The sequence below is a fragment of the Amycolatopsis ponsaeliensis genome (assembly GCF_030182635.1).
GTDB classification, from domain to species: domain Bacteria; phylum Actinomycetota; class Actinomycetes; order Mycobacteriales; family Pseudonocardiaceae; genus Amycolatopsis; species Amycolatopsis ponsaeliensis.
In genome coordinates this window covers 44,274-65,765 of sequence record NZ_JAPZLD010000005.1, presented here as the reverse complement: position 1 = coordinate 65,765, position 21,492 = coordinate 44,274, and the positions used below count along the sequence as shown (strand labels likewise).

16 protein-coding genes are annotated in these 21,492 nt (G+C 68.1%); 8 read left to right on the top strand and 8 right to left on the bottom strand.

Annotated elements, in window-relative coordinates; genetic code table 11:
- Positions 1 to 256: 256 nt before the first annotated feature.
- On the bottom strand, positions 257 to 919 hold the full coding sequence (locus QQ657_RS09185; RefSeq protein WP_284741683.1) for a Scr1 family TA system antitoxin-like transcriptional regulator: 663 nt from the start codon (positions 917 to 919) through the stop codon (positions 257 to 259).
- A 316-nt stretch (positions 920 to 1,235) separates the two neighbouring features.
- On the opposite strand from QQ657_RS09185, the gene QQ657_RS09180 reads away from it, so the two are divergent.
- Positions 1,236 to 1,727, top strand: coding sequence for a RapZ C-terminal domain-containing protein (locus QQ657_RS09180; RefSeq protein WP_284741682.1), 492 nt, complete (start codon positions 1,236 to 1,238; stop codon positions 1,725 to 1,727).
- 150 nt (positions 1,728 to 1,877) lie between these two features.
- On the opposite strand, the gene QQ657_RS09175 is transcribed toward QQ657_RS09180, so the two are convergent.
- From QQ657_RS09175 to QQ657_RS09155, 5 genes are all read right to left on the bottom strand, one after another.
- Positions 1,878 to 2,786, bottom strand: a complete 909-nt coding sequence (locus QQ657_RS09175; protein WP_284741681.1) for a hypothetical protein — start codon at positions 2,784 to 2,786, stop codon at positions 1,878 to 1,880.
- A complete protein-coding gene (locus tag QQ657_RS09170; RefSeq protein WP_284741680.1) occupies positions 2,783 to 3,772 on the bottom strand; it encodes an endonuclease/exonuclease/phosphatase family protein in 990 nt (329 codons plus the stop codon). The genes QQ657_RS09175 and QQ657_RS09170 overlap by 4 nt, the downstream gene beginning before the upstream one ends.
- A 100-nt stretch (positions 3,773 to 3,872) precedes the next feature.
- The gene (locus QQ657_RS09165; protein ID WP_284741679.1) at positions 3,873 to 5,000 is read right to left on the bottom strand and encodes a YhaZ family DNA alkylation repair protein; all 1,128 of its coding nucleotides are present in this window, start codon (positions 4,998 to 5,000) and stop codon (positions 3,873 to 3,875) included.
- A gap of 83 nt (positions 5,001 to 5,083) precedes the next feature.
- Entirely contained in the window at positions 5,084 to 5,932 is an 849-nt protein-coding gene (locus tag QQ657_RS09160; RefSeq protein WP_284741678.1) for a TauD/TfdA dioxygenase family protein, read from the bottom strand.
- 34 nt (positions 5,933 to 5,966) lie between these two features.
- The gene (locus QQ657_RS09155) at positions 5,967 to 6,860 is read right to left on the bottom strand and encodes an amino acid--tRNA ligase-related protein (RefSeq protein WP_284741677.1); all 894 of its coding nucleotides are present in this window, start codon (positions 6,858 to 6,860) and stop codon (positions 5,967 to 5,969) included.
- Positions 6,861 to 7,350: 490 nt separating this feature from the next.
- On the opposite strand from QQ657_RS09155, the gene QQ657_RS09150 reads away from it, so the two are divergent.
- The 7 genes from QQ657_RS09150 to QQ657_RS09120 all read left to right on the top strand — a co-directional run bounded on the left by QQ657_RS09150 (position 7,351) and on the right by QQ657_RS09120 (position 13,702).
- Positions 7,351 to 7,599: a hypothetical protein gene (locus QQ657_RS09150; RefSeq protein ID WP_284741676.1), complete on the top strand. Its 249-nt coding sequence runs from the start codon at positions 7,351 to 7,353 to the stop codon at positions 7,597 to 7,599.
- 134 nt (positions 7,600 to 7,733) lie between these two features.
- Positions 7,734 to 8,807, top strand: a complete 1,074-nt coding sequence (locus QQ657_RS09145; RefSeq protein WP_284741675.1) for a fatty acid desaturase family protein — start codon at positions 7,734 to 7,736, stop codon at positions 8,805 to 8,807.
- A gap of 124 nt (positions 8,808 to 8,931) precedes the next feature.
- The gene (locus QQ657_RS09140) at positions 8,932 to 10,056 is read left to right on the top strand and encodes a glycine amidinotransferase (protein ID WP_284741674.1); all 1,125 of its coding nucleotides are present in this window, start codon (positions 8,932 to 8,934) and stop codon (positions 10,054 to 10,056) included.
- A 97-nt stretch (positions 10,057 to 10,153) separates the two neighbouring features.
- Positions 10,154 to 11,449 carry a JmjC domain-containing protein gene (locus QQ657_RS09135; RefSeq protein WP_284741673.1) on the top strand — a complete coding sequence of 432 codons (1,296 nt, stop codon included), beginning with the start codon at positions 10,154 to 10,156 and terminating at the stop codon, positions 11,447 to 11,449.
- The gene (locus QQ657_RS09130) at positions 11,446 to 12,279 is read left to right on the top strand and encodes a DUF3865 domain-containing protein (RefSeq protein WP_284741672.1); all 834 of its coding nucleotides are present in this window, start codon (positions 11,446 to 11,448) and stop codon (positions 12,277 to 12,279) included. Before QQ657_RS09135 ends, QQ657_RS09130 begins: the two co-directional genes overlap by 4 nt.
- The gene (locus QQ657_RS09125) at positions 12,276 to 12,698 is read left to right on the top strand and encodes a GFA family protein (RefSeq protein WP_284741671.1); all 423 of its coding nucleotides are present in this window, start codon (positions 12,276 to 12,278) and stop codon (positions 12,696 to 12,698) included. Before QQ657_RS09130 ends, QQ657_RS09125 begins: the two co-directional genes overlap by 4 nt.
- A gap of 137 nt (positions 12,699 to 12,835) precedes the next feature.
- The gene (locus tag QQ657_RS09120; protein ID WP_284741670.1) at positions 12,836 to 13,702 is read left to right on the top strand and encodes a dimethylarginine dimethylaminohydrolase family protein; all 867 of its coding nucleotides are present in this window, start codon (positions 12,836 to 12,838) and stop codon (positions 13,700 to 13,702) included.
- 71 nt (positions 13,703 to 13,773) lie between these two features.
- Here QQ657_RS09120 and QQ657_RS09115 read toward each other — a convergent pair whose 3' ends face one another.
- Together QQ657_RS09115 and QQ657_RS09110 are read right to left on the bottom strand one after the other, a co-directional pair.
- Positions 13,774 to 15,231: an NsdA family TPR-like regulatory protein gene (locus QQ657_RS09115; RefSeq protein WP_284741669.1), complete on the bottom strand. Its 1,458-nt coding sequence runs from the start codon at positions 15,229 to 15,231 to the stop codon at positions 13,774 to 13,776.
- A 796-nt stretch (positions 15,232 to 16,027) separates the two neighbouring features.
- The gene (locus QQ657_RS09110) at positions 16,028 to 21,490 is read right to left on the bottom strand and encodes a DEAD/DEAH box helicase (protein WP_284741668.1); all 5,463 of its coding nucleotides are present in this window, start codon (positions 21,488 to 21,490) and stop codon (positions 16,028 to 16,030) included.
- Positions 21,491 to 21,492 lie beyond the last annotated feature (2 nt).

Below are 21,492 nucleotides of genomic sequence, written 5' to 3'. Positions count from 1 at the left end.
TGACAGCGTTTCCAGTCCTGCTCCATGGCTAGCGCGCTCCGCACGACGGCCAGGATCCGCTCGTGCCGGGTCACGGCGGTGTCGATGTCCGGGCGCTGATCGAGGACTCTGTATTCCTGTGCAGCATCGTCAATGTCGTGGGCGTTCAACGACGCGGGCGTCCGAGGTGTGTCGGTGACGCATCCGGCCACCTGCAGTGCGTCCATCGCCGCGGGAGGTGGTGCCTGGCCCGGTCGTCGGCAACGTGTGCTTGCGGTCAGCATGCCGGACGTGGTGCGTCGGACAGGCTGCGCGTACCTGCGATGTTGCGACGGTGCAAGAGTGCGCGGCCGAGCATCGCTCGGCTGTCGTCCTCGCTGAGGCTGTAGTCGGTCAGTTCGGCGAAGAAGTCGAGGCAGCTCTCGAGAACGTCGCCGTCTCGGCCCACTCGGAGCCCAGCAGGCGCCAGAACGTCGCCGACAAACGCTGTCCGCTCGCCGTCGACGTCGGTGGTGACGGTGAACGGCATCGACGGCGGCAGAACTGGAGCGGCGAAGTCGTAGATCCGCAGGCTGATGTGTGTCCGCGACGTCACCTCGAACAGGTACTGCAGCTGCGCGGTGGCCTCGTGCCGCTCTCGCGGGCAAGCTGCCAACCGCTTCACGGCTTCTTCGCTGACAACAAAAAACGCCCAGGGAGGAGGGCGATGCCACAAGTAGTCTTGCCTGTGCGGCAACAGTTTGCCGACGAGAGCAGTCAGCTGATCGTGTCGCGGGCGGGTTTCACGCACGAGCCGGGCGAAGTCCTCGGTGGCGAGCAACTCCGGGGTGTTGGATCCGCTGTAGCAGCGAATGGTCGCCGCCGCCTTCTCGGCCCGGTACTGCTCCAGGGCCTCTTCAGGGAGACGGATCCCGGCATCGGGTTGCGCAGTGACCAGCAAGGGTGCGCGCTCCTCTCGGGCAGGCAGTGACACGAATCGCCTGAAGTCGGTGACGGTGTTTCAGCCTCGCGGAATGCCACGCCAACGGGAATGGCGCACTGGTGCCGTGGTGATGCCACAACTCAGCCATCGCCGTTACCGTTTCGTGTCCTCCTGCTCCCTGGAGGACTGTCACCCAAGCACGGTGACCGCACCCGCTGAGGCTTTGACCTGCGCCAACAACGACGATTGATTCCGCGGGCGACACCGCGCGCTCCGGCCGATCGGAAGCTGTGCGGCGCAGTCAGGCCGAGTCTTGATCACTTATGGTCGCCGCGTGACAGGTCACCAGCTGAAGATCGTTCGCGTAGTCTCGTGCGGCCACAACCACATGAAGCACGGGCTTCTTGCCGAATGGACCACCGCCGACGTCCAGGTCATCGCGCGCCGCGAGCCACCTCTCCATGATCTGCCGCTCACCGCCGACCAGGTGCGGGTACATCACGCGCTGGCCAATCCGTTCCGGGTGGACGAGCTGCGCGACCTCGGCGGCTTGGACGAGCCGGTCCAGGATTTCCTGCAGGCGCAGCCGGAGTGGACCGATCTGCTGAACGACACGCTGGCGGCGATCGGCCGGCACTTCGAGTCCGGGCGGACGGTCGTGACTGCGGCGGTGATGTGCTCGGGTGGTCATGACCGAAGCGTTGCGGCTGCGGAACTTCTGGTCCGCGTCCTCAAGTCGTGGCCGGAGACGGACGCCTTCACGCGCCACCTGCACCTGTATCGGCGCCACCCCTGGGTCCCCGCACTCGCTCGCCGTGGAGCCTGATTTCACCTTCTGAAGTTCAGACCTTGACGCGTGGTGGAGTTTCCGCGGGATGACCTGGCGAGCGTCGAACTGGATTCCGACTTCTCCAGGCGTGCGCGTGCCCGCCGGTTTCGTTGTGCGGGCAGGCCCCTCGGGACTTCGAAAGGCTGCTCATGTTCGTCGCGTGAGCTGCTGGGCGAGCTGGTAGCCCACGGTCAGTTCGAGGTACCAGGACACGAGAATCTGGTCATCGTCGCTGGCGGTGGCGATGGCGCCGGTGGCTGCGGCGACCCGGTCCCGGTCGCGGTCGGGGGCGAGCAGCGCGTCGAGCAGTTCGCGCAGCAGCGCCACGGGTCCTTCGGTGCCAGCGGGATCGCCGGCGCCGTCGGGGATGCCGTGCTCGTCGAGGCTGAGCACGGTGGTCGCGTGACCATGCAGCTGGGTCATCGCAACCGGAAGCAGTGCTCCCATCGCAGCTCGTGGGTGGCAGCTGCTGAGGTAGACGCGGGCTGAGTCGAGGTGCCCGGCGGCGATCGCGGAGAGTCCCGCGGTGACCGGGCCGAGCGCCGTGTCCGGGGTGAGCGCGTGCGCAGCGCCGGCGACGTGTTGGGCGATGGTTGCGAACGCGGTGATGCCGCCGACAACGTCCACGACGGGCCGCACGGCGCAGGCCATTACCCAGGTCAGCCAGTAGGAGCCGTCGTTGTCCAGTTCCCCGATGGCCTGCTCGGTCCGCGCGAGCAGCGCCTCCTCTTCGCGCGGGTCTGCAACGGCGTTGCGGGCCGTGGCGATCAGGTTCTTGCCGTGCCGGCCGACCGGGCCGCGCCACTGCTGTTCGGGAATGTCGCTCAGGTGCGGAGCGAGCGGATCCGCGTCGGGGGTGTGGGTGTGGGCCAGCAGCTGTGCCCAGGTGATCCACATCAGGTCGATGAGACCCGCGTCGCCGATCTCCCGCAGTGTGGCGTTGTAGGCGTCTTCGTCCAGCTCGTCGCTCTCGAGTGTGCTCAGCAGTGCGGCGCTCAGTCGGGGCAGGTTGGCGACAATCTCGTCGCCTGGGTCAAAGAGGAACACGCGGTTCACACATCGCTCCTGACTTGCCGGGAGATCGCCGCGGGGTCGTACTCGACGACTTCGGGAAGGTGATCGCTGGCCCGACAGGCGAGTTCGCCGTCGACGATCTCGACCCGGCGCAGCGCGGGGACCACATCGGCGGTGCATCGGATGCTGTCGATCCGCCGCCACCCGAAGATTGTCTCGTTGCTGCGGTGCCCGGCACTGGCTTGCCACGGAACGCCGCCGGTGGCCAGCGTGGCGTTGTGCAGCTCTACCCGGGCTTCGAGCAGGCCACCGTCGAGCAGGGCCTCGCCCGTGGTGCGGTCGGCCCACCAGCGGATGAGGTGTCCGCGCTCGTCGCGTTCACGATGGCACTGGAAGACGGCACCGGGGTTCCACGGGAAGTCGGCGTAGGGGTCTGGATCGTAGAAGGTGCCGTCGGACGATCGGTCCGCGCTGGTCGTGTTCCAGTCGCCGCCGACCAGGCCTGGTGGCCTGTCCAGGGGCCGGGTGAACGCACTGGCGACGCGTACCGCTTCGTCGGCGCGGCCGGCGTGCGGGCCGAACGGGGTCAGGTGGGTGGAACCGTGCTGCACCTCGTAGAAAGCCCCGTCGCTGCCCTGGACCCGGAAGACCATCTTGATCAACCCATGGTGCATGTTCTCCTTGGGGTAGCTGCGGAACGTACCCTCGACTACCTCGACCCGGTCGGGATTCCAGAGCAGTCCCAGGTGCAGGTCGTGGGGGCTGATGCCGACGGCGATCTTCCCGATCTGGTATTCGGGACCGGCATCGGTGCCGGGTTCGCGGTGATAGGCAGTCAGGCCGACCCGGCGGCCGAGTTCGGCCAGCCGCTCTGCTGCTTGCTCCGGGAACGCGGCGGCAACCTCCTGAACCGCCAGCACGTCGACGTTGAGACCGCGGATGACCTCGCACACCAGTTCGTGGCGTTTCCGCTCGCCGGGCGCGTCCGAACCGAACAGCTTCTCAACGTTGTAGGTGCCGAATCGCATGGCCGTTCTCCTGATCCCTCCTGCTCGGGGTACACGTCTACAAATCCTGCGGGCGCCGAGCAGGTCCGCCGTGTTCCGCGCTGCCGGCCACCGTGCAGGGTCAGTCCTCGTTGAGTTGGAACGACACGGCGGGGAATCGTCGTCCGTTGACCTGGAGTGCGATGGTGTGCGGCCCGGGGACGAGTGTCATCGTGGCGGTCGAGCGGAGTGCGTGTGCCTTGGTCAGCGGCAGGGGCGTGGCCGGCTTGGCCACGGTCCGGGTCAGGACGTACACCTTCTCGCGCGGTTTACCGTGCGCCGTGGTGGACGAGATCACGTACATCACGTCTACCGGGGTCGCCGCGGTCGCGGTCAGCGTGGCCGAGAAGGCCAGGGTGTCGCCGTCGACGAACTGGGTGCGGTCCAGACGCGGAGGTGAGACCTCGATTGGGGCGTCGCGCTCGTAGCCGAGGAAGGCGTAGGCCGGGGGCCAGCCCTGCTTGAGCTTGCTGCGCAGGGCCTCGCGGGCGATGAACGTGAAGTCCTTCTCGGTAGCGCCCCCGCTGCCCTTCCACCGCCGCAGGACGGCCAGCGCGAGGACCGGGTCGTCGGTGGCGATGTCGTGCAGGTGGTTGGCGACCGATTTGCGGACGTACTTGCTGGTGTCGGCGTAGAGCTGGTCGAGCACGGGCACGGCCGCGTCGATCGCGAGGGGAACGCGCGGTGCCCAGGGCAGCTTGGGGCGGGTGGACTCGCTGGCCAGGCGCCGCACCTGGTGCTCGTCGTCGTGGGCCCACGCGTTCACGGCTTTCATCGTCTCGTCCGGGAAGTCGGTGAGGAAGTGGCGGACGGCGACTTCGGCGGTGAAGTAACAGGTGAGGCGTTTGAGCGCGGCAAGGGCGTGGTCCAGCAGCTCGGCGTTGCGGCAGTACCGGGCGACGTAGTCGGAGTGCGGCGAGTAGATGTGCAGCCCGAAGTCGTTGGTGACGCCGGCGGCCTCGGGTGTCGGCGGCAGCGACCGCAGGATTACCTCCAGCGCCGCGGCGCCGGTGACCGGTATGTGGGTGTGCAGGGCCGAGCTGACGCGGGCGATGCGGTCCTTGAGCTCCAGCGTCGGCAGGTCGGCCATCACCTCGCGGATGAACCCATCGGCGTTGAACTTGGGGCAGACGGCGTGCACTTCGTGGCCGATGCGGCTGACGCGGTCGGCGTTGAGCGCCTGCTCTTTCAAGGGAACCTTCGCGGCCATGCACGAACCCTAGTGAGAAGCGGGCGGCCGGCCCGGGCGGTCCCGCGTGGTTCCTCCGCAGGGGTGACGTGGGCGGCACGGTGCTAGTGGACCGAGGCGCGGTAGAGCAGCCGGTGGTGGCGGGAGCTGTCGCAGGGTGAGGCGGTGTGGAGGGTGGCGAGGTTGTCCCAGATGACGAGGTCACCCTGGCTCCAGCGGTGGGTGTGGACGTACTGGGCGCTCGTCGTGTGCTCGAGGAGGCCGGCCAGCAGGGCGCCGCTCTCCTCGTCGCTCAGCCCTGCGATGTGGCGGATCACCATGGACCCGAGCAGCAGCGAGCGGGCGCCGGTCGCCGGATGCTGAAGAACGAGGGGGTGCTCGACTTCGGGATCGCTGGCAAGGGTGCCGGCCGCGGCTGAGGACTGCCCGCCGCTGGCCTGGCGCTGCAGCGCGCCGAGGTGCTGGATCGAGTGGACAGCGCGCAGGTCTTCGATCCGCTGCTTGAGGTCCGCGGGAAGGTTGGCGTAGGCCCGGGTTGCGTCGGCGAACCGGGTTTGCCCGCCCTGTTCGGGGGTGATCACCGAGTAGAGCATCGTGGCTCTGGTCAGCTGTGGCTTGAACGAGTTGTCGGCGTGCCACTCTTCTTCGTCGTCGCCGTCGTAGATGCCGACGTGTGTCCCGTGTTCGACGATGTTGCTGATCGTGGTCAGGCCGGGGAATCCGCCGACGGCGTACCGGCGGTCGACGCCTGTGTCCACGGCGCCGAAGCACCGGGCGGCCGCGAGAAGATCGGCGTGATTGAGGTGCTGGCACGGGAAGATCAGCAGCCGGTGGCGGTGCAGGGCCTGCAGCAGGGCCGGTGCGGTGTGTCCGGCTTCGACCACCGCGAGGTCGGCGTCGACGATCGCGCCGAAGCCGGTGTTGTCGAGCGGGCGCGGGGTAATCGGCATCATGGGTGCTCCAGGCGGGGAACGCGGCTCGGTTTACTCAGAACTGGGACGACTGCAGGAACGTGCCGATGTCCTTGATGCCGGTGGCGGCCATGCACAGTCGTTCGATGCCGATTCCCAGGCCGACGCTGGCAGCCGGGACCCGGCCCGCGGTGATCGCCTCCCATGCCAAGGCCTGCTCGTCGTCGTACAGGTCGACAACGCGAGCGCGCTCGGCGAACGCATCACCATCGACTTCGTCCTCGTAGCCGTGGACGACTTCGATGCCGTCCACCAGGAGCTCGAACCGGTTGAGGGTGGCGGTGGCGCCGGGAGTGAGCCGGGCGCACGGCTCGTCACCGCCGATCGGGTACTCGGTGAGGAACACCGCTGCCCCGGTGCTCTGCGTCTCCAGCTCGCGTTCGACAAACTGCCCAAGAACTGTTTTGAACGGGGTCTGCTCGTTCAGCTGCAGGTGGCCGGCCATCCGCGCCGGCAGGTCGCCGAGAGGTTCGCGGCGCAGGTCGACGCCGAACAGGTCGCGGATGTGGTCCGCGACCGAGATCCGCACCGGTGTGTAGCGAATGTGCGGCGTCGTGAGCCGTTCGGCCAGGGCGATGAGGAAGTCGAAGCTCTCGTGGGCGGCGTAGAGGTCGAGCATCGTGAACTCCGGTGCGTGGAGTTTGTCCGGCTTCTCGGGCCGGAAGCACGGGCCGATCTCGTACACCCGATGGTGGAATTCCAGGTTCACCCGCAAGGCCGGGCCGATCATCGTGCGCAGGTACCTGTTGCCGGCGACGTCGGCCGGAGCTCGGCGACCAGGACCGAGATCTGCCTTGCGCGCGACAGGAGTCACGACCTCGACGAACTTCTCCGCGCGGAGGGTGTCGCGCAGGCTCGACAGCAGTTCGGACTTCATGGCGATCGGGTCGAGCATGGCGCCGTGCCTCATTTCGTGTTCCGGTGGCGCTGGGTGGGGTGCGGAGCCGGCTCGACCCGGGGGGCGTGATCGTCGGCGGCGACCTCAGCTTGGTGCGGCTGGGGGCGTAGCAGAACCCCCGTCGCGCGCCGCTGCAGCGCGCGCAGGCGCGCGGCGGCTGTTCTCCGAACCTCGCCCGCCGGTTTCCGGCAGGTCAGAGGGCATGTGTACGCAACGGCCACGCAACATCTGCGTGCACCCGCCGCAACACTGCGGACCGTTGCGGCGCCCTGTGGTCGTGCCTAGCGTGATTGTTCAAGCGCTTGGCGCAGCAGCGTTTCTTGCCGTGACGTGTGGTGAGAACACGCGTGCTCCGGGCGTGGACTCGCTCCACCGGCGTGCACTGCGCACAGCGGCACTCCGAGCCGATGGGTCGTCTCTTCTTCGTGCCATTTCGGCCCACCGGCTCCCCTGCCTCGATCACACGGACTCGCGGGATTTCCCGCGACCGAAGGGAGAACCCATGACCGCTCCGACCGCCGTATTGATCCCGGACGAGGGGCTGAAGTTCGGCATGCGTCCCGACGCCGACGGCGTCAAGGTCGGCATGCGTCCCGACGCCGACACCGACCTGAAGGTGGGCATGCGTCCCGACGCGGACACCGGCCTGAAGGTGGGCATGCGTCCCGACGCGGGCAGTCTCAAGGTCGGCATGCGTCCCGACGCCGACACCGGGCTGAAGTTCGGCATGCGTCCGGACGCGGTTTCCTGACGCACCGCTGATCCGCCTCGACCGTGCTCCGGCGTGATCGTGGGTGCTCACCGGCTCCGTGGGCGTCCCGGCCGCGCCGGAGCACGCCCGTCCCAGTCCGGAAACCCCAGAATTCCTGATATCTGGAGGATTTGATGCCCAGCTCCGCCCCGCGCTCGGCGACCCGGCCGGCACCTCGAGGCAGGACACGCAACGGCACCGGCGCGTCCGGGCCTGTCCGCAAGGCGCTGGGGCCGCAGCTCGTCACCGAACTCGAAAAGCTCTGCGGGCGCCCCACTATCGGGCTGTTCGACATCTGCCGGGATCTCCTCGCCATCGTTGCCGCAGCGATCATCGGGCACCTCATTGGTCATGTCGTCGGGCCCGTGCTCGCCGTCTGCTACATCGGTGTGCGCCAGCGGCATCTCTCGAATCTGGCGCACGAGTGCGTGCACTCCAAGCTGATGGTCACCCGCATCGGCAATCGTCTTGCGGGGTACGTGCTGACAGCGCTTCTCGGTGAAGGATTCCCGCCCTACCGCAGCAGCCACTACGTCCATCACGCCAAGCTCGGCTCCGACGACGATCCGATGTTCCAGTCCTACCGAGCCGGCAACATCCGTGCGGCCGGGGTGATGCCGAGCCGTCGTTCCTTCGTCGTGCGGGTCATCGTGCGCAATGCCTTGTGGCGCCTACCGAAAACCGCTGCCTTGGTCCTTGTCACCAGGGCGCCCGGGGAGACCTGGCGAGCGCTGGTGGCACGAGGCGCGTTGTGGGCCGCCGCCCTCGCGGTGTGCTGGCCCTTCGACGCCGAGCTTCAATTCCTGTTCTACTGGCTGGTTCCGCTGGTCTTCGTCAGGCCGGTCGTCACCTGGACCACCGATCTGGGCAACCACGCCGGCCTCATCGAGAACTCCGACGTGCTGCGGCAGACCCGCGGATGGTCTTCGCACTGGCTCACCCGGCACCTGCTCGGCGGCCATCTCGACGACATGTACCACCCGATCCATCACTGGTGCCCGCAGATCCCGTGGCGGCGCCTGCCCGAGGCCAAGGCCCTGGCCTCGGCGAGCCTTCCGCGCTGGAACGACGTTCCCTGGTGTTCCGGCTACTTCTTCCGCCGAAGGTCCACACCCGACCTGCCGTGCGTGATCGAGGACATCATCGCTCGCCTGAGCACGGACGCCGACGACACCCGACTCCCGCCCGCCAGCACCGCGGCCGCCTGACTCGCACCCGCCACGCCTACCCACCGACCAACCGGCACCGAGTCCCGCCGGGCACTCCTCGTCGCGCGGGCAGCGAGGCGTGCCCGAGGACATTCGGTCACCGCCGCCGAGGAGGCGGCACACCATGACCCAAGCCGATCCCATCGCCAACAGTTTCGACGAGTGGACTCAGCTGAGCGAAGTCGTCGTCGGCCGCGCCGAGCACTACACCGAGCACCACGTCGACACCTCGTGGCGCCTGTTCTTCTTCGACAATGTGGCCCCCACCCTCGGAAACACTGGTCCCTCGCAGCCACTTCTGCAGATTCCGGAGCAGCTGGTCGACGAGCTCAACGAGGACATCGCCGGCCTGGTCGACACGCTGGCCGGCTGCGGGGTGAACGTCCTGCGGCCCGCGGCTCCGGGCAAGGCCGTCGACATCCGCACCCCGCAGTGGGATGCCCGGGCCACCCCGCCGCTCAACGTCCGCGACCAGACGATCATCCTCGGGAACACGATCGTCGAGACCGCGCCGCACGTGCGCGCCCGAGTCTTCGAGAACGACCTGCTCAAGCCGATCTTCTACCGGTATTACGCGAGCGGCTCGAACTGGCTAAGCATGCCGCGGCCGGCGCTGACCCGTGATTCCCTGGACGACGCCTACTTCCGGCGCCGGGGTGTCGACGTCTCCCGCGCCGCCGAAGGGGAAGCGGCCCTCAGTATCGACGGCCTGGGCTTGGAGATGATCTTCGACGGTGCCCAGTGCATGCGACTGGGCCGCGACGTCCTGGTGAACGTCGCCAACGTCAATCACGAGCTGGCGCTGCGCTGGCTGCGCGAGAACATCCCGCAGCTGCGGTTCCATCTCCTCGATGGCATCGCCGACAACCACATCGACAGTGTGGTCGTGCCTCTGCGTCCGGGGTTGCTGCTGTTGCGTTCCCCGGAGTACCTGCAGTTTCTGCCGGAGGCCATGCGGTCGTGGGACGTGATCTATCCTCCGCCCACCGACGAACCCGAACCCGACTACAGCGGTTTCGGTTTTGTCGTGCCCATCGCCAGCCGGTACATCGACATCAACGTGTTATCGGTCAACGAGGACACGGTCGTCGTCAACTCCCATTACCCGGAGCTGGTCGCTCTGCTGGAGAAGCGTGGCTTCACCGTCGCGCCGGTCCGTCACCGGCACCGCCGGCTCTTCGGCGGGGGCTTCCACTGCTTCACCCTCGACACCGTGCGCGCCGGTGGCTGCGAGGACTACATGACCTGATCGCACCCGGCACTTCGCCGCGGACCCGCGCGCACCCTTGCCTCAGCCGTTCCCGAGCTGTTCGACGCACGCCCCCATCCGACCGTCAGGAGATCGAGTGAAGACCTACACCTGGCCCCCGGGCCCAGACTTCTGGACCGGCGAGTTCCCAGCGCACACCACGACACGGACCACGCCGTACCTGTTCAAGGGCATCATTCCGGAGGCGGCCGCGTGCTCGGACGACGTCCTGGCCGGCTTCGAGACCATCCGCCGGGCGCACGCCGCGCATCTGGACATTAAGGCCAAGGCCCGCGTCTACGTCGGTGAGGACCGTCGTGACGACCTTCTGCCGGCAGTGCTGACCGCCCCGGCCTGGGACGGGGCGAGTTTCGTGCCCTGGATGCAGGACCTGGTCGGCGCCGAGCGGTTCAGCCTGGTCATCAACAACCTGGAGACCGTCAGCCCCGCTCTCGCCGCCGGGCTCGGCGCGTTCCTGCGCACGCTCGTCGACGGGTGGGGATTTCCGCTGGGCGGCGCCGAGCAAGTCGCCTTCGCCGGCAACTACGCGGGAACGGCGTTCGGGGTCCACGAGGGCTACGAGGACGCCTTCCTCATCCACCTCGGCCCGAACCCGAAGAACTTCTACACCTGGCCCGCCGACGAGTACGAGAAGCTGACCGGCGGCAAGGACCCGCTCTACGGCGACTACCAGTGGCTGCTGGAGCACGGCGAGCACTTCGTGCTGGAACCGGGCGACGCTCTGTTCCTGCCGCGGCGGGTTTTCCACGTCGGCACCCAGGACCAGTTCTCCGTCTCGGTGGCCATTCCGCTCTACACCTACCCGCACGCGGCCATCCTGCGCCAGCACATCATCCCCGACGTGCTCGCCTCGCTACTGGCCGACCGCGGGCCCGACGACGCGCTGAGCGAGCCGTCGCCGATGGCCGCCGCGGCCGCGGGCAGCGCGCCCGTGGCCGAGCAGCTGGCCGGCCTCGGCCGCAACCTCCTGCTCGCCGCCGCCGACCGGGTCACCGACGCGGCCGAGCGCCACGCCCGCCAGCGCTGGCACACCGTGCTCAGCAACGGCGGCTGGGAACTGTCGGAGAACGACCTGGCCCGGCGGGACGCCGCCGCGGCGTTCGACCCCCGGCAGGCGACACCGGGCGCCGCCGTGTCCCTCATCGCCCCCTACCAGCTGTTCGTCACCGACGACGGTGTCTTCCTGCGCGGCTTCGAAATCGACCTCGACGTCACGTCGCTGGGCCAAGACACGGTCGCCGCCCTCAACGCCGGCGAGAGCATCACCCTGCCCGCCGACGACGCCGTCCTGGCCGCCATCTGCACCCTCGGCGCCACCGGCGGGCTGCGCATCGCCATCCACCCGACCGACCAGGAGGAATCCGCGTCATGACCCCCGAAACGTCGTACGTTCACGCCTACCTCAATGTCCATCCGGAGACGCGTGAGGTCGTCAAGGGTGCCCTTCTGGGGACCTTCACCTCGGGCCAGGACCTTGTCGAGAAGCACCTCGCGCCGATGATCGACTGGGTGTACGAGCAGATCGCCGACCAGGTCGGCGCCAGCGAGCTCAACGCAGCCCAGGCGCGGATGTACATCGAGGAACTGTCGGTGTTCGCCCGCTACAACGCCCAGTTCCTCAAACAGGCCGCCACCGCCGTCGAGGGCTTCTGTCCCGAGCTCGCCCACGAACTGCGCCGCAACCACCTGGAAGAAGGTGGCGAGCGCGGGAAGATCCCGGCGCACTTCGTGCTGTACTCCCGGGCGCTGCTGGCCGACCTCGGCCTGCTCGTCAACGGCCACGTCCCGGCGGCCGAGACCCTCACGCTGGTCGCCTTGCACCAGTTCATGGTCGGCTCGCACATGCCCAGCTCCATCGCCGGCAGCTACTACGCCACCGAGGCCGTCGCGATCGCCGAGACCGAGATCCTGCGGGACATCACCGACCGGTACGGCCTGCTGACGATCCAAGCCAGCGGCAGCGAGCTGCCGCAGCTCGACTATTACTACCGGCTCCACCTCGACGACGACCACGAGGGCACCCAGGTCGCAGGGCTCAGCGTCGAAGCAGCACACATCGAAGGCCTCGCCCAGTTCATCAAGAAGAGTGAACTCTTCCACATCGACCTTCCGCAGGCCCTCGACGGCTTCCTGCAGATCCTCGAGGCGATGGCAGACTGGTGGGCCCAACTGATCCGCCGCTCGCAGGAGATGAACCAATGACCGCTGACACCACCGACGTCGACACCGCGGCCCGCACCGGCGGCTGCCTGTGCAGGCAGCTCCGGTTCCGCGCCACCGGTGAACCGGACTACCCGCACACCTGCAGCTGCCGACACTGCCAGCACCTCGGCGGCGGCCCGATGATGTCGTGGGTGAGCTTCCCGCTGACCGGATTCTCTTGGTGGGCCGGCAGTGAGCCGTCCTGGTACTACACGTTCGAAGGTGAGACCAAGCGCGGGTTCTGCCCGAACTGCGGAACCCAGGTATGCGCCCTGGACGACGACGGCGACAGCATCGCCATCACCCTCAGCGCGCTGGACTCCGCCGACGACCTGCGCCCGGTCAACCAGTCGTTCCGGGATGACGCGGTGTCCTGGCTGCCCCAGGTCCCCGACACGCGGCACAGCACCGTCGGCTAGCGCCGCGGCTGCCCGGGATGGGCGGCAGCCCTGCTGTCGCCCATCCGGCCCGCCGGTGTCCGCCACCGGCATGACGCGATCGGCTCGACGTGTGCCACTTTCCCTTTTACACAAGCACATTCACGAGGAGCCGCATCGTGTTCAGCCCGGCCGCCACGACCGAATTCGGTGTTCTGCGGTGCGTCGCGATGCGCTACGCCGGCAACTTCACCCGCGTTCTCGACGGGGATGACGTGCACCCGGTCCTTGCCCGGCAGATGACCACCAGCACCTGGTCGCAGCCCACCGTGTCTCTGGTCCGGGCGCAGCAGGACGCCCTGATCGCACTGCTCCGCAACCGGGACGTCGAAGTCATCCTGCTCGAGCAGGCCCCGGGATGCTCGGTCCAGCACTATCCCCGTGATCTCGGCTTCGTCATCGACAGCACCCTGTTCCTGGCCAGGCTCAACTCCGAGCACCGGCAGCCGGAAGCCGACGCACTCGCGCGCCTGGCCGCGCAGGTCCCGAACGTCGCACGTCTATCGGCCGGAACGATCGAGGGCGGGGACGTCATGCTGCACACCGGCTCAGTCCTCGTCGGCCGCAGCGAGGAGACCTCCAGCGCCGGCATCGACGCACTGCAGGACGCGCTGGGCGAAGCCGGGATCGATCGCGAGGTGATCCCGGTGCCCTTCGCCGTCCCCGGCATCGTCCATCTCGACGACCACTTCAACATCGTCGCGCCGGGCATCGCGCTCATCCACGCCGCGGTCTTCGCGCACCCCCAGCAGCGCTGGTTCGAGCAGAACTTCGATCTGATCCACGTCACCGACGACGAAGCTCGCGACGTCCAGGTCAACGTTCTCGCGATCGCGCCCGGCACCGTCGTCGTCGCCGAAGGCAGCGAGCGGATCTCCGGCGAGCTGCGCGACCGCGGCCTCGAGGTCCTGGCGGTCGACTACTCGGAAGTCACCAAGGTGCCCGGGTCCCTGCGATGCACGACGTTGCCGCTCACCAGGGCGTGAGCCGCCGCAAGGCCGTCGGAACGCACCAGGTGAGCCACCCGGGACTCTCACCCTCGTCCGGCGGTGGGTGGCTAGAAGTCGTGGAGGGGCTCGCCGGTGACAAGCCGGCCGATCCGCTCCGTGAGCCTCCGGCTCTGCAGGTCCTGGGAGAGCAGCGACGCTCGATTCGTCAGCGAGGCGTGCTCGGCGGTGTCACCGCGCAACCTCGCCAGCTCGGCGCCGGTGATCAGCAGTTCAACGGCGTCGCGCGTGCGCTTGGACGGCAACGCCGTCGTTTCCTTCAAGGCCTGCGTCCCGGGCTCGGCCAAGCCGGCCACCGCGAACGCCCACGCCGCCTGCCCCTCCAGCTCCGGGCGATCGAACCACGCGATCCAGTCGGGAGTGGTGGATGGCCGGGCCCGTTGGAAGTGGTCCCTGGCACGCGACACCGCATCGAGCACCTGCGCCGGGCTGTCGTTGAGTGCCCATGCGCGGGCCTCGGTGATCGCGGCGTACGCGCGCATCAGCTGTGGTGCCCCTGCTGCCGCCAGGACTGCGCTGCGGGCATGGGCAAGGACGTCGTCCCGGCCGCCTTGGGTGGCGGCCAGCCGAGCTTGGTGGATGTGCACGCGCGTGATGCGCGCGCGGTCTCCGATCGCCTGGGCCAGGCGCATCGCCTGCAGGTCGTAGCGCTGGGCCAGACCCGGAAGCTGATCGTCGTAGGCCATGCTCGCGACGGTGAGCACGGCGTCCACGACGCTGCCGAAGAGCCGATGTCCTCTCCGCGTGGAGAAGGAGCCGTTGAGCATTGGGGTGGCGTGCGTGGCGAGGAAGGAGGCGAAGACGCTTCTGAACTTGCCGCCGCCGTACTGGGCGTCCAGTTTCCCAAACAGGCGGGTCTGATCATCGAGCAGGTCGATGTCGGCCGCGGAGACCTTGTACGGCCCGCGGCCGGAAGTGACCGCGTCGGGGGGCATGACGAGTGCTTCGCGGGAGGCGGTTCCGAAGACGCTCGCGGAGAACGCGCTCTTGACGACCGTGCGTTTGCGCATGGCGTCGAGGGTCCACAGTTTCGAGAGCATGCGCACGGCGTGGGCGACGTCTCGGTATTCCAGGGATTCGGCCGCGATCCTCGTGGTGTCGGATGACCAGCCCAGGCTTTCGGGCGTCACGTGCCTGCGCAGCGCGGAGGACAGGACGTGACACACCGCGGCCGCGAGCTCGGCGCCGGGCTTTGCGTTGGTCGTGCACCAGCGTGACACGGTGCTTGGGCTGACTGTGTGCGGCACACCCACGGCCTCGCACCGTTCTCTGACTCGGTGGGCGAAGCCTCGCAGTGACCAGTCAAGGCGCTCGAGGTGCTTGCACAGCACCTCGTTGCGGTCCTCGTTCTTCTCCGTGTGCGGGCCGGAGCGCCCCATCGCACCACCATTCGTTGCACGCGTCGTGGCGATGTCCGGCAGGACGACCAGTGTGCAAGCCTGTCGGCATCCGGCCGTCGGCTGAGCCTCGGCTGTAACTCGGATTTCCCGTTCGGCTGCGTTGTTCACCCGCCCCCCTCACATCAGGGAAATATCTCTACTCGGACAATTCTCAAATTCGAATTACAGCGACACAGTTCCTTCCAGGAGCACCGACTCGCGACTCAACTGGAAAGACATGTCGATGCGAATGCCGCGCGGCGGCGACGGGCGAATGCACCAGCTTTGTCCTTCCTGGCAAGGTGTTCTCGCCGTTGCCCAACTTGCGGTGCGGCAAGTCCTGGTCCTCGGACAGTCGCGGGCTCTGCAATGGCTGTTACGCCGGGGCTCTTGTTTCGCAACGCCGTGACTTGTCGTTACCTGGGGAATTCCGGCCAGGGACAGGAATGGGAAACTGGACATGGTTCGCGGTCTCCCCGGCAAAGTTGTCGCGTTGTACGCCGGCATCCTCACCTCGGCGTGGCCGCGGCGGCTCAGGGGCGTCGCGATGCGTGCTCGGCGGTGCGGCTCTTTCACGTCGTCGGCCTCTTCCCATCGTGGTCGTTGTGGGCAATCGGGCGCTGAAGATCTGGATTCCCAGCCTCGGACCTTGTGTGTCGCGCGGGCTGCGCCCGTGTCGAACCTGCGGCTTCCACCCTGTAGCGGATCACTGCGGCGCGACAGCGGCTGGTGTCAAGGCCCGTCCCAGTGGCGTCAAGTCCGCCACGTTGACCTCGGGCCCGCGCGCCGAAGATGGCGTCGGCCTCGCGATCTTCGGGCCACGACGGTTCCTGTGAAGGGAGTCAGGCCGCAGTCGGGCATACGGGTCATGGCATCCGCTCTCGGTGAGCCGCTGAATGCGGCGCACGACGGCCGTCCCGCGTCGTCACCGGGTCGTCGGTTTCTGGCATGAGCGGCGGCCCGTGATGCGCAGTCCGCAGGAGACAAGGTCGATGACCGCGGGTTCGGGCAGATCTCCACGATCGGCCATGGTGCGGGCACGCCGGAGCCAGTAGTAGAGCCCGAAACCGTCTGGACTTTTATACTTTGCGGGCATGTCGTTGGGATTTCCCTCGGTTTCGCAGTATGTGCGCAACCTCGCGACGGCTTGACTCCATGCGCGCTCATGGTCCGGGCGCCAATCCATGCCGATCTCAGTGAGCAGCACGGCCCGGTCGGGTCGGAGTTCTCCCTTGGCGTGCAGATTTCGCTGATGGGTCAGCCACTTTCCCAGTTTGATCATGGTCGCGTCGGCGCACCCGAAGGAGAAGTGGCCGTGTTGTTCGCGGAATTCCTTGACTTCACCGAAGATTCGCAGCCATTCGGCTTGTTTGGCGGGAACCGGGTTCCATTGCATGCCGATCGATTCCAGCAGCGCGACCCGGTCTCTGCCGAGGCCGCCTTCTTGGTGCAGGCGCCGCTGGGTGCAGACCCAGTTGTAGAGGGCATTGATTTCCTTGGCCTGGCTGGGTTTGACGGCTGGAACGTTGAGATGTCCGTGTTGCTGGTGAAAGAGCTGAGCGACGGCGAAGTGGGCGCGCCAGGTCTCTTCGGTTGCCTCGGCTCGCTCCCAGATCATCCCCAGCGCGTCGAGCTCGGCGATCTGGGCGTCGCTGAGCTCACCGGCAGCGCGATTGGTGCGTTGGCGCCCCAGCCATCCCCTGACTTCGACGCCGTCAGTTGAGTGGGTGCCGCGGCCGGTGAGGATGCCTGGCGCGGTGCGTACGTCGTCGGGAACGCGGATGTGGCCGTGTTCGGCCCGGTAGGCGGTCAGGAACTCGATCATCTGTCGCCAGGCGGTGTCCTTGGGTGACCAGACCATGCCCAAGGCGTCAAGGGCCGCGGCGCGGTCGGCCGCGAGGTCGCCGACGGAGTGCTGGCGGCGCGCCCGGTGGACTGCTTGGCCGATGTCGACGCCGTCGTGGGTCTGGGACTTTGACACGGCGATGTGGCCGTGTTCGGCGTGGTATTCGCGCAGGGCTGCGAGGTGGGTTTCCCACAGCTCCTGGTGCGTCTCCTGACGGCTCTGGACGGGGTTCCAGCCCATGTCGAGGGCGTCGAGGGCAGCGACCCGGTTGGCGGGGAGGGTGCCGGCGCGACGGTGGCTGCGCTGCTGGTTCAGGAACCGGACCAACGGGTAGGGCTTTCCGCGTAAGTCAGCGCACTCGAAATTGTGCGGGACTTTGAGGTGGCCGTATTCGGCGTGGAACGCGGTCGCAGCGGCGAGCTCCTTGTCCCAGGTTGCCTGCTGCAGGTCCCAGACCATGCCGAGGGCATCCAGCTCGGCGATCTGGGCATCGGTGAGCTGATCGGCGGCGCGCGCGGAGCGGCGAGCGCTGATCCACCCGGCGAGGTCGACGTCGCCTTCGATGTGGCCGGGTTCAGGCAGGAGGTGGCCGTGCGCGGCGTAGAAGGCCCGCGCGGCGGAGATTCCGCGTTGCTTGGCGCTGTGGCGGGGTTCCCAGTTGATGCCGAGGTCTTCCAGGGCGGCGATGCGGTCGGCGGGCAGGGTGCTGGCGCGGCGGGCGGCGCGGACTCGCGCGACGATCGCGCCGACGATCGGCTCGCGATCACGGCTGACGTTGATGTCGCCGTGTTCGGCGTGGTACTGCCGGAGCGTGGCCAGGTCTTCGGACCATGGCGTCCGTTTGGGTGCCGCGGTGGTCTTGCGCGTGCGGGGCCGGCGGGTCAGCGCGCCGAGATCGCGTAGATGCTGGACGCGTTCCGCGGGCAGGTCGCCTTGTTCGGCTCGGCGTCGCTGCCTGACGACCCAGCCGTAGATGTGGAAGCCGCTGGCAGTCTGCTGGCCGGCGCGCAGGGCCGAGAGCGGGCCGACGGTGCGGATGTAGTCCTGGAGCTCGGCGATCGCGCGGTCCCAGGGGTCGCTGGGGGCGGGCCATTCGATGCCGAGGGCGTCGAGGAGTTTGGCGCGGTCGGCGGGAAGTTGCCCGCGGCCGTGCTTGGCTTTCTGGTAGGCCAGCCAGTTGTCCAGGTCTGCGCCGTCGCCGATGCTGTGGCCGGGGGGAATGTCGAGGTGGCCGTGCTGAGTGTGGAAGACCCGGACGGCTTCGTAGGCGGCTTGCCACTGCTGTTCGCGGGCGGAGAGGGGATTCCAGTCGAGGCCCAGTGCGTCGAGGTCGGCGATCTTGTCCTCGGACAGCTTGTTTTTGGTGCGGGCGGTGCGGTACTGCACGACGAGGGTGTAGACCTGGCGAGCCTGAGGATCTTGTTCGGCTTGGGCGTAGCTGACGTTGATGGTGCCGTAGCGCTCGTGGACCGCGGTGAGGGCGGCCAGGGACCTGGCCCATCGGCTGACGCGCTTCTGCCAGATCATGCCCACGGAGTTCAGGTCGGCGATCTGAGTGCTGGACAGCTCGCCATCGGCATAGCGTTTACGCTGCAGGGTCAGCCAGTCGGCGACGACGGTGCCCTTGCTGGTGGTGAGATCGGCCGGCACGAGGATGTCGCCGTGCTGGTCGTAGTAGGCGCGCAATGCCTCCATGACGCGGTCCCATGACCTGGCGCTGCCGGGTTCCCAGTCCATGCCCAGGGCGTCGAGGGCGGCGATGCGGTCGGCGGGCAGCGTGTTCTGGCGCCGGCGGGTGCGGCAGACGCTCAGGACGGAGGAAAGGTTGATGCCGTCGTCGTTGACCAGGTCTTCGGGAACGGTGAGGTGGCCGTGTTCGTCGTGGAACTCCTGCAGCGCAACAAGGTTGGCTGTCCAACGTGAGGTGAGCGGGTCCCAGTCCATGCCGACCTTGTCCAGCATCAGGACTTGGTCGTCGGTGAGGGTGTCCCGCTTCGCGCGTTGAGTGTCGATCCAGGTGCAGAGCCGGTATTCCTCGCCGCGGACGTTGTGGACGGTGTGGTTGCGCGGCACCCGCAGGTGCCCGTGCTCGGCGTAGAACTCGGCGCACGCGGCGTGGCTGTGTTCCCACCTGGCCTGGTGGGGACGCCAGGGCATGTCCTGCTCGTCCAGCGCCGTGATCTGGGCGTCGGTGAGCTTGCCCTTCTGCCATTCAACGCGGCGGAGCTTGAGCCAACCGACCAGATCGAAGCCTTCGTCTTCGTCGAGGGAGTGCAGCTGGTCGGAACGGCGGACGTCGAGGTGGCCGTAGAGCATGTGGTACCGGGTCGCCGCAGCCAGTCCGCGCTCCCAGTTCTGTTCGATGACGGCTGCGGTGTCCCAGACGATGCCCATCTCGTCGAGCGCGTCGATGACGGGCTGTTCGAGGGTGCCGTTGCGGTAGGCCGTGCGCATCTTGGTCAGGAACGCGCCGAGCGCCGGGTCGGACTTCTGGCTGGGCAGCCGCCCGTGTGCGGTGTAGAAGTCGCGGACCTGGGCGAGCCGTTCCTCCCGGGTGTGGCTGTGGCCCTTCTGCTTCCTCGGCCAGTGCATGCCGATGGTGTCCAGGCGGGCCTTGCGATCAGCCGGCAGAGTGCCGCGCGCGTGGGCGGCGCGTTGTGATCCCAGCCAGGCCGACAGGCTGACGTTGTCCTGGCGGAACGTGGCCGGCGGCCGCAGGTGCCCGTGTTCGGTGCAGAAGGCGTGGGCGACGCTGAATCCGCGTTCCCAGTCCGCGGCGCGCGCATCGAAGATGAAGTCCAGCTTGCCCAGCGCGGCGACGCGGTCGGCGCCGATCCGATTCTGCTTGTAGGCCACCCGGGTGGCGCTGACCCAGTTGCCGAGCCGGAAGCCGTCGCCGGTGATGTGGCCGGGGTTCACCCGGGAATGGCCCCAGCGAGCATGGAAGTCGGCGAGGTGGGCGTAGCCGTCCCACCACTTCGACGTGGTTGATTTGACCAGCCGGATGGTGAGGTGCTCGACGAACTTCGGGGCTTGGGCGGTGTGGGTGTCGGGCAGGATGAAATCCAGGCGATCCAGCCCGGACTCGGTCGTGAAGTGGCTGGCGCGGCAGGTATCGAGGGCGTTGCCGAGCATGTCGTCGTGGGCGCGCAGGCCGCGCACGACCTGCCACAGCACGTCGTAGCTACCGGCGTCGATGGTGTCGTCGTCGGCAGCGGCATCGTCGTCGGCGAGCAGGATCGGCACGATGATCGTGGCGATCCCGCTGCCCTCGGGGTCGCGGCGCAACGCTCGGCCGACGGCCTGCACGATGTCGGTCGGTGACTTTTTTGGTGCGGTGAAAGCAATGCCGTCGACGGTCGGCAGGTCGACGCCCTCGGACAGGCATCGGGCGTTGGAGATGACCGACCAGCCGTCATCGGGCGGGTTGGCCAGGCGGGACAGGATCTCGCGGCGCTGGGCCTGTTTCATTTTGCCGTGCACGTGTGCGGCATGCAGGGGACGGCGTGGCCGCAACGCAGGTGGGATCGCGTCGATCGTCTGCTGGAAGGTATCGGCGAATCGCTTGGCATCCTGGACCAGCGGGCAGAAGGCGATGACGCGGCGCAGCCCGAGTTCGGCGGCGGCGCGAGCGGTGGCGGCCTGGACCATCGCGGTGTGCTCGTCGGGCAGACGACCTCGGGCGCCGAGGTGGCGTTCGGAGTTGCGCAGGACCGCCAGCACTTCGGCGCGGGTGACACCGACAACCACCAGGCGGTAGTCGTCGAGGTAGCCCTCGTCGATCGCCCGGGAGAACGGGTAGTGGTAGAGCACCGGGCCGAAGACGTGCTCGTCGTCCATGCTGTAGACGGCGGTGTCGCTGGCCTTGCCGGATTCCCACATCCGCGGGGTGGCGGTCATGTACAGCCGGCGGACGGCGGGCAGGACCTCGTCGTCGTGGAGCAGGGCGGTGGCCTTGCCGACCGAGCCGGCGCTGTGGTGCGCCTCGTCGATGACCAGCAGGTCGGTCGCGATCCCGGCTTTCTGTAGGCCGGCGCCGATGACGTGCGCGGAGATGTGGGTGCCGACGATGAGCCGGACGGCTGCGGTGTTGCCCGCCCGCAGCCATGCGTCGACGACGTCGGAGTCGGTGGTGACCGGCTCGAGGATGTCCTCGGTACTGGCCTGGTCCTCGACGGCGACCGAGTCGTCACTGCAGACCGCCAGCGCGCGGTGGTCGTCGTCGCTCTCGGCCCAGGCTGCGAGGGTCTGAGCGACCAGGCCGACGGTGGGCACGACGATGACGACGATCCCGCCGTGGGGCACCAGCCGTTCAGCCGACCATTGCGCCATCCGCGTCTTGCCGGTGCCGCACGCGGCCCGCAGCTGGCCGCGGCCGCCGCCGCGCAGACCGTCGACGACGCGGGCAACTGCGTCACGCTGGTAGGCCCGGTCGCTGAACGCACGCGCGGGCGCATCGCCTGCCGGGCCGGTCGTGAACAACGCCGTCTGGCCGGCTGTTGCGGTGTCGCGGGTTCGTCGTCGAATTGTGCTGGGTGCCACGC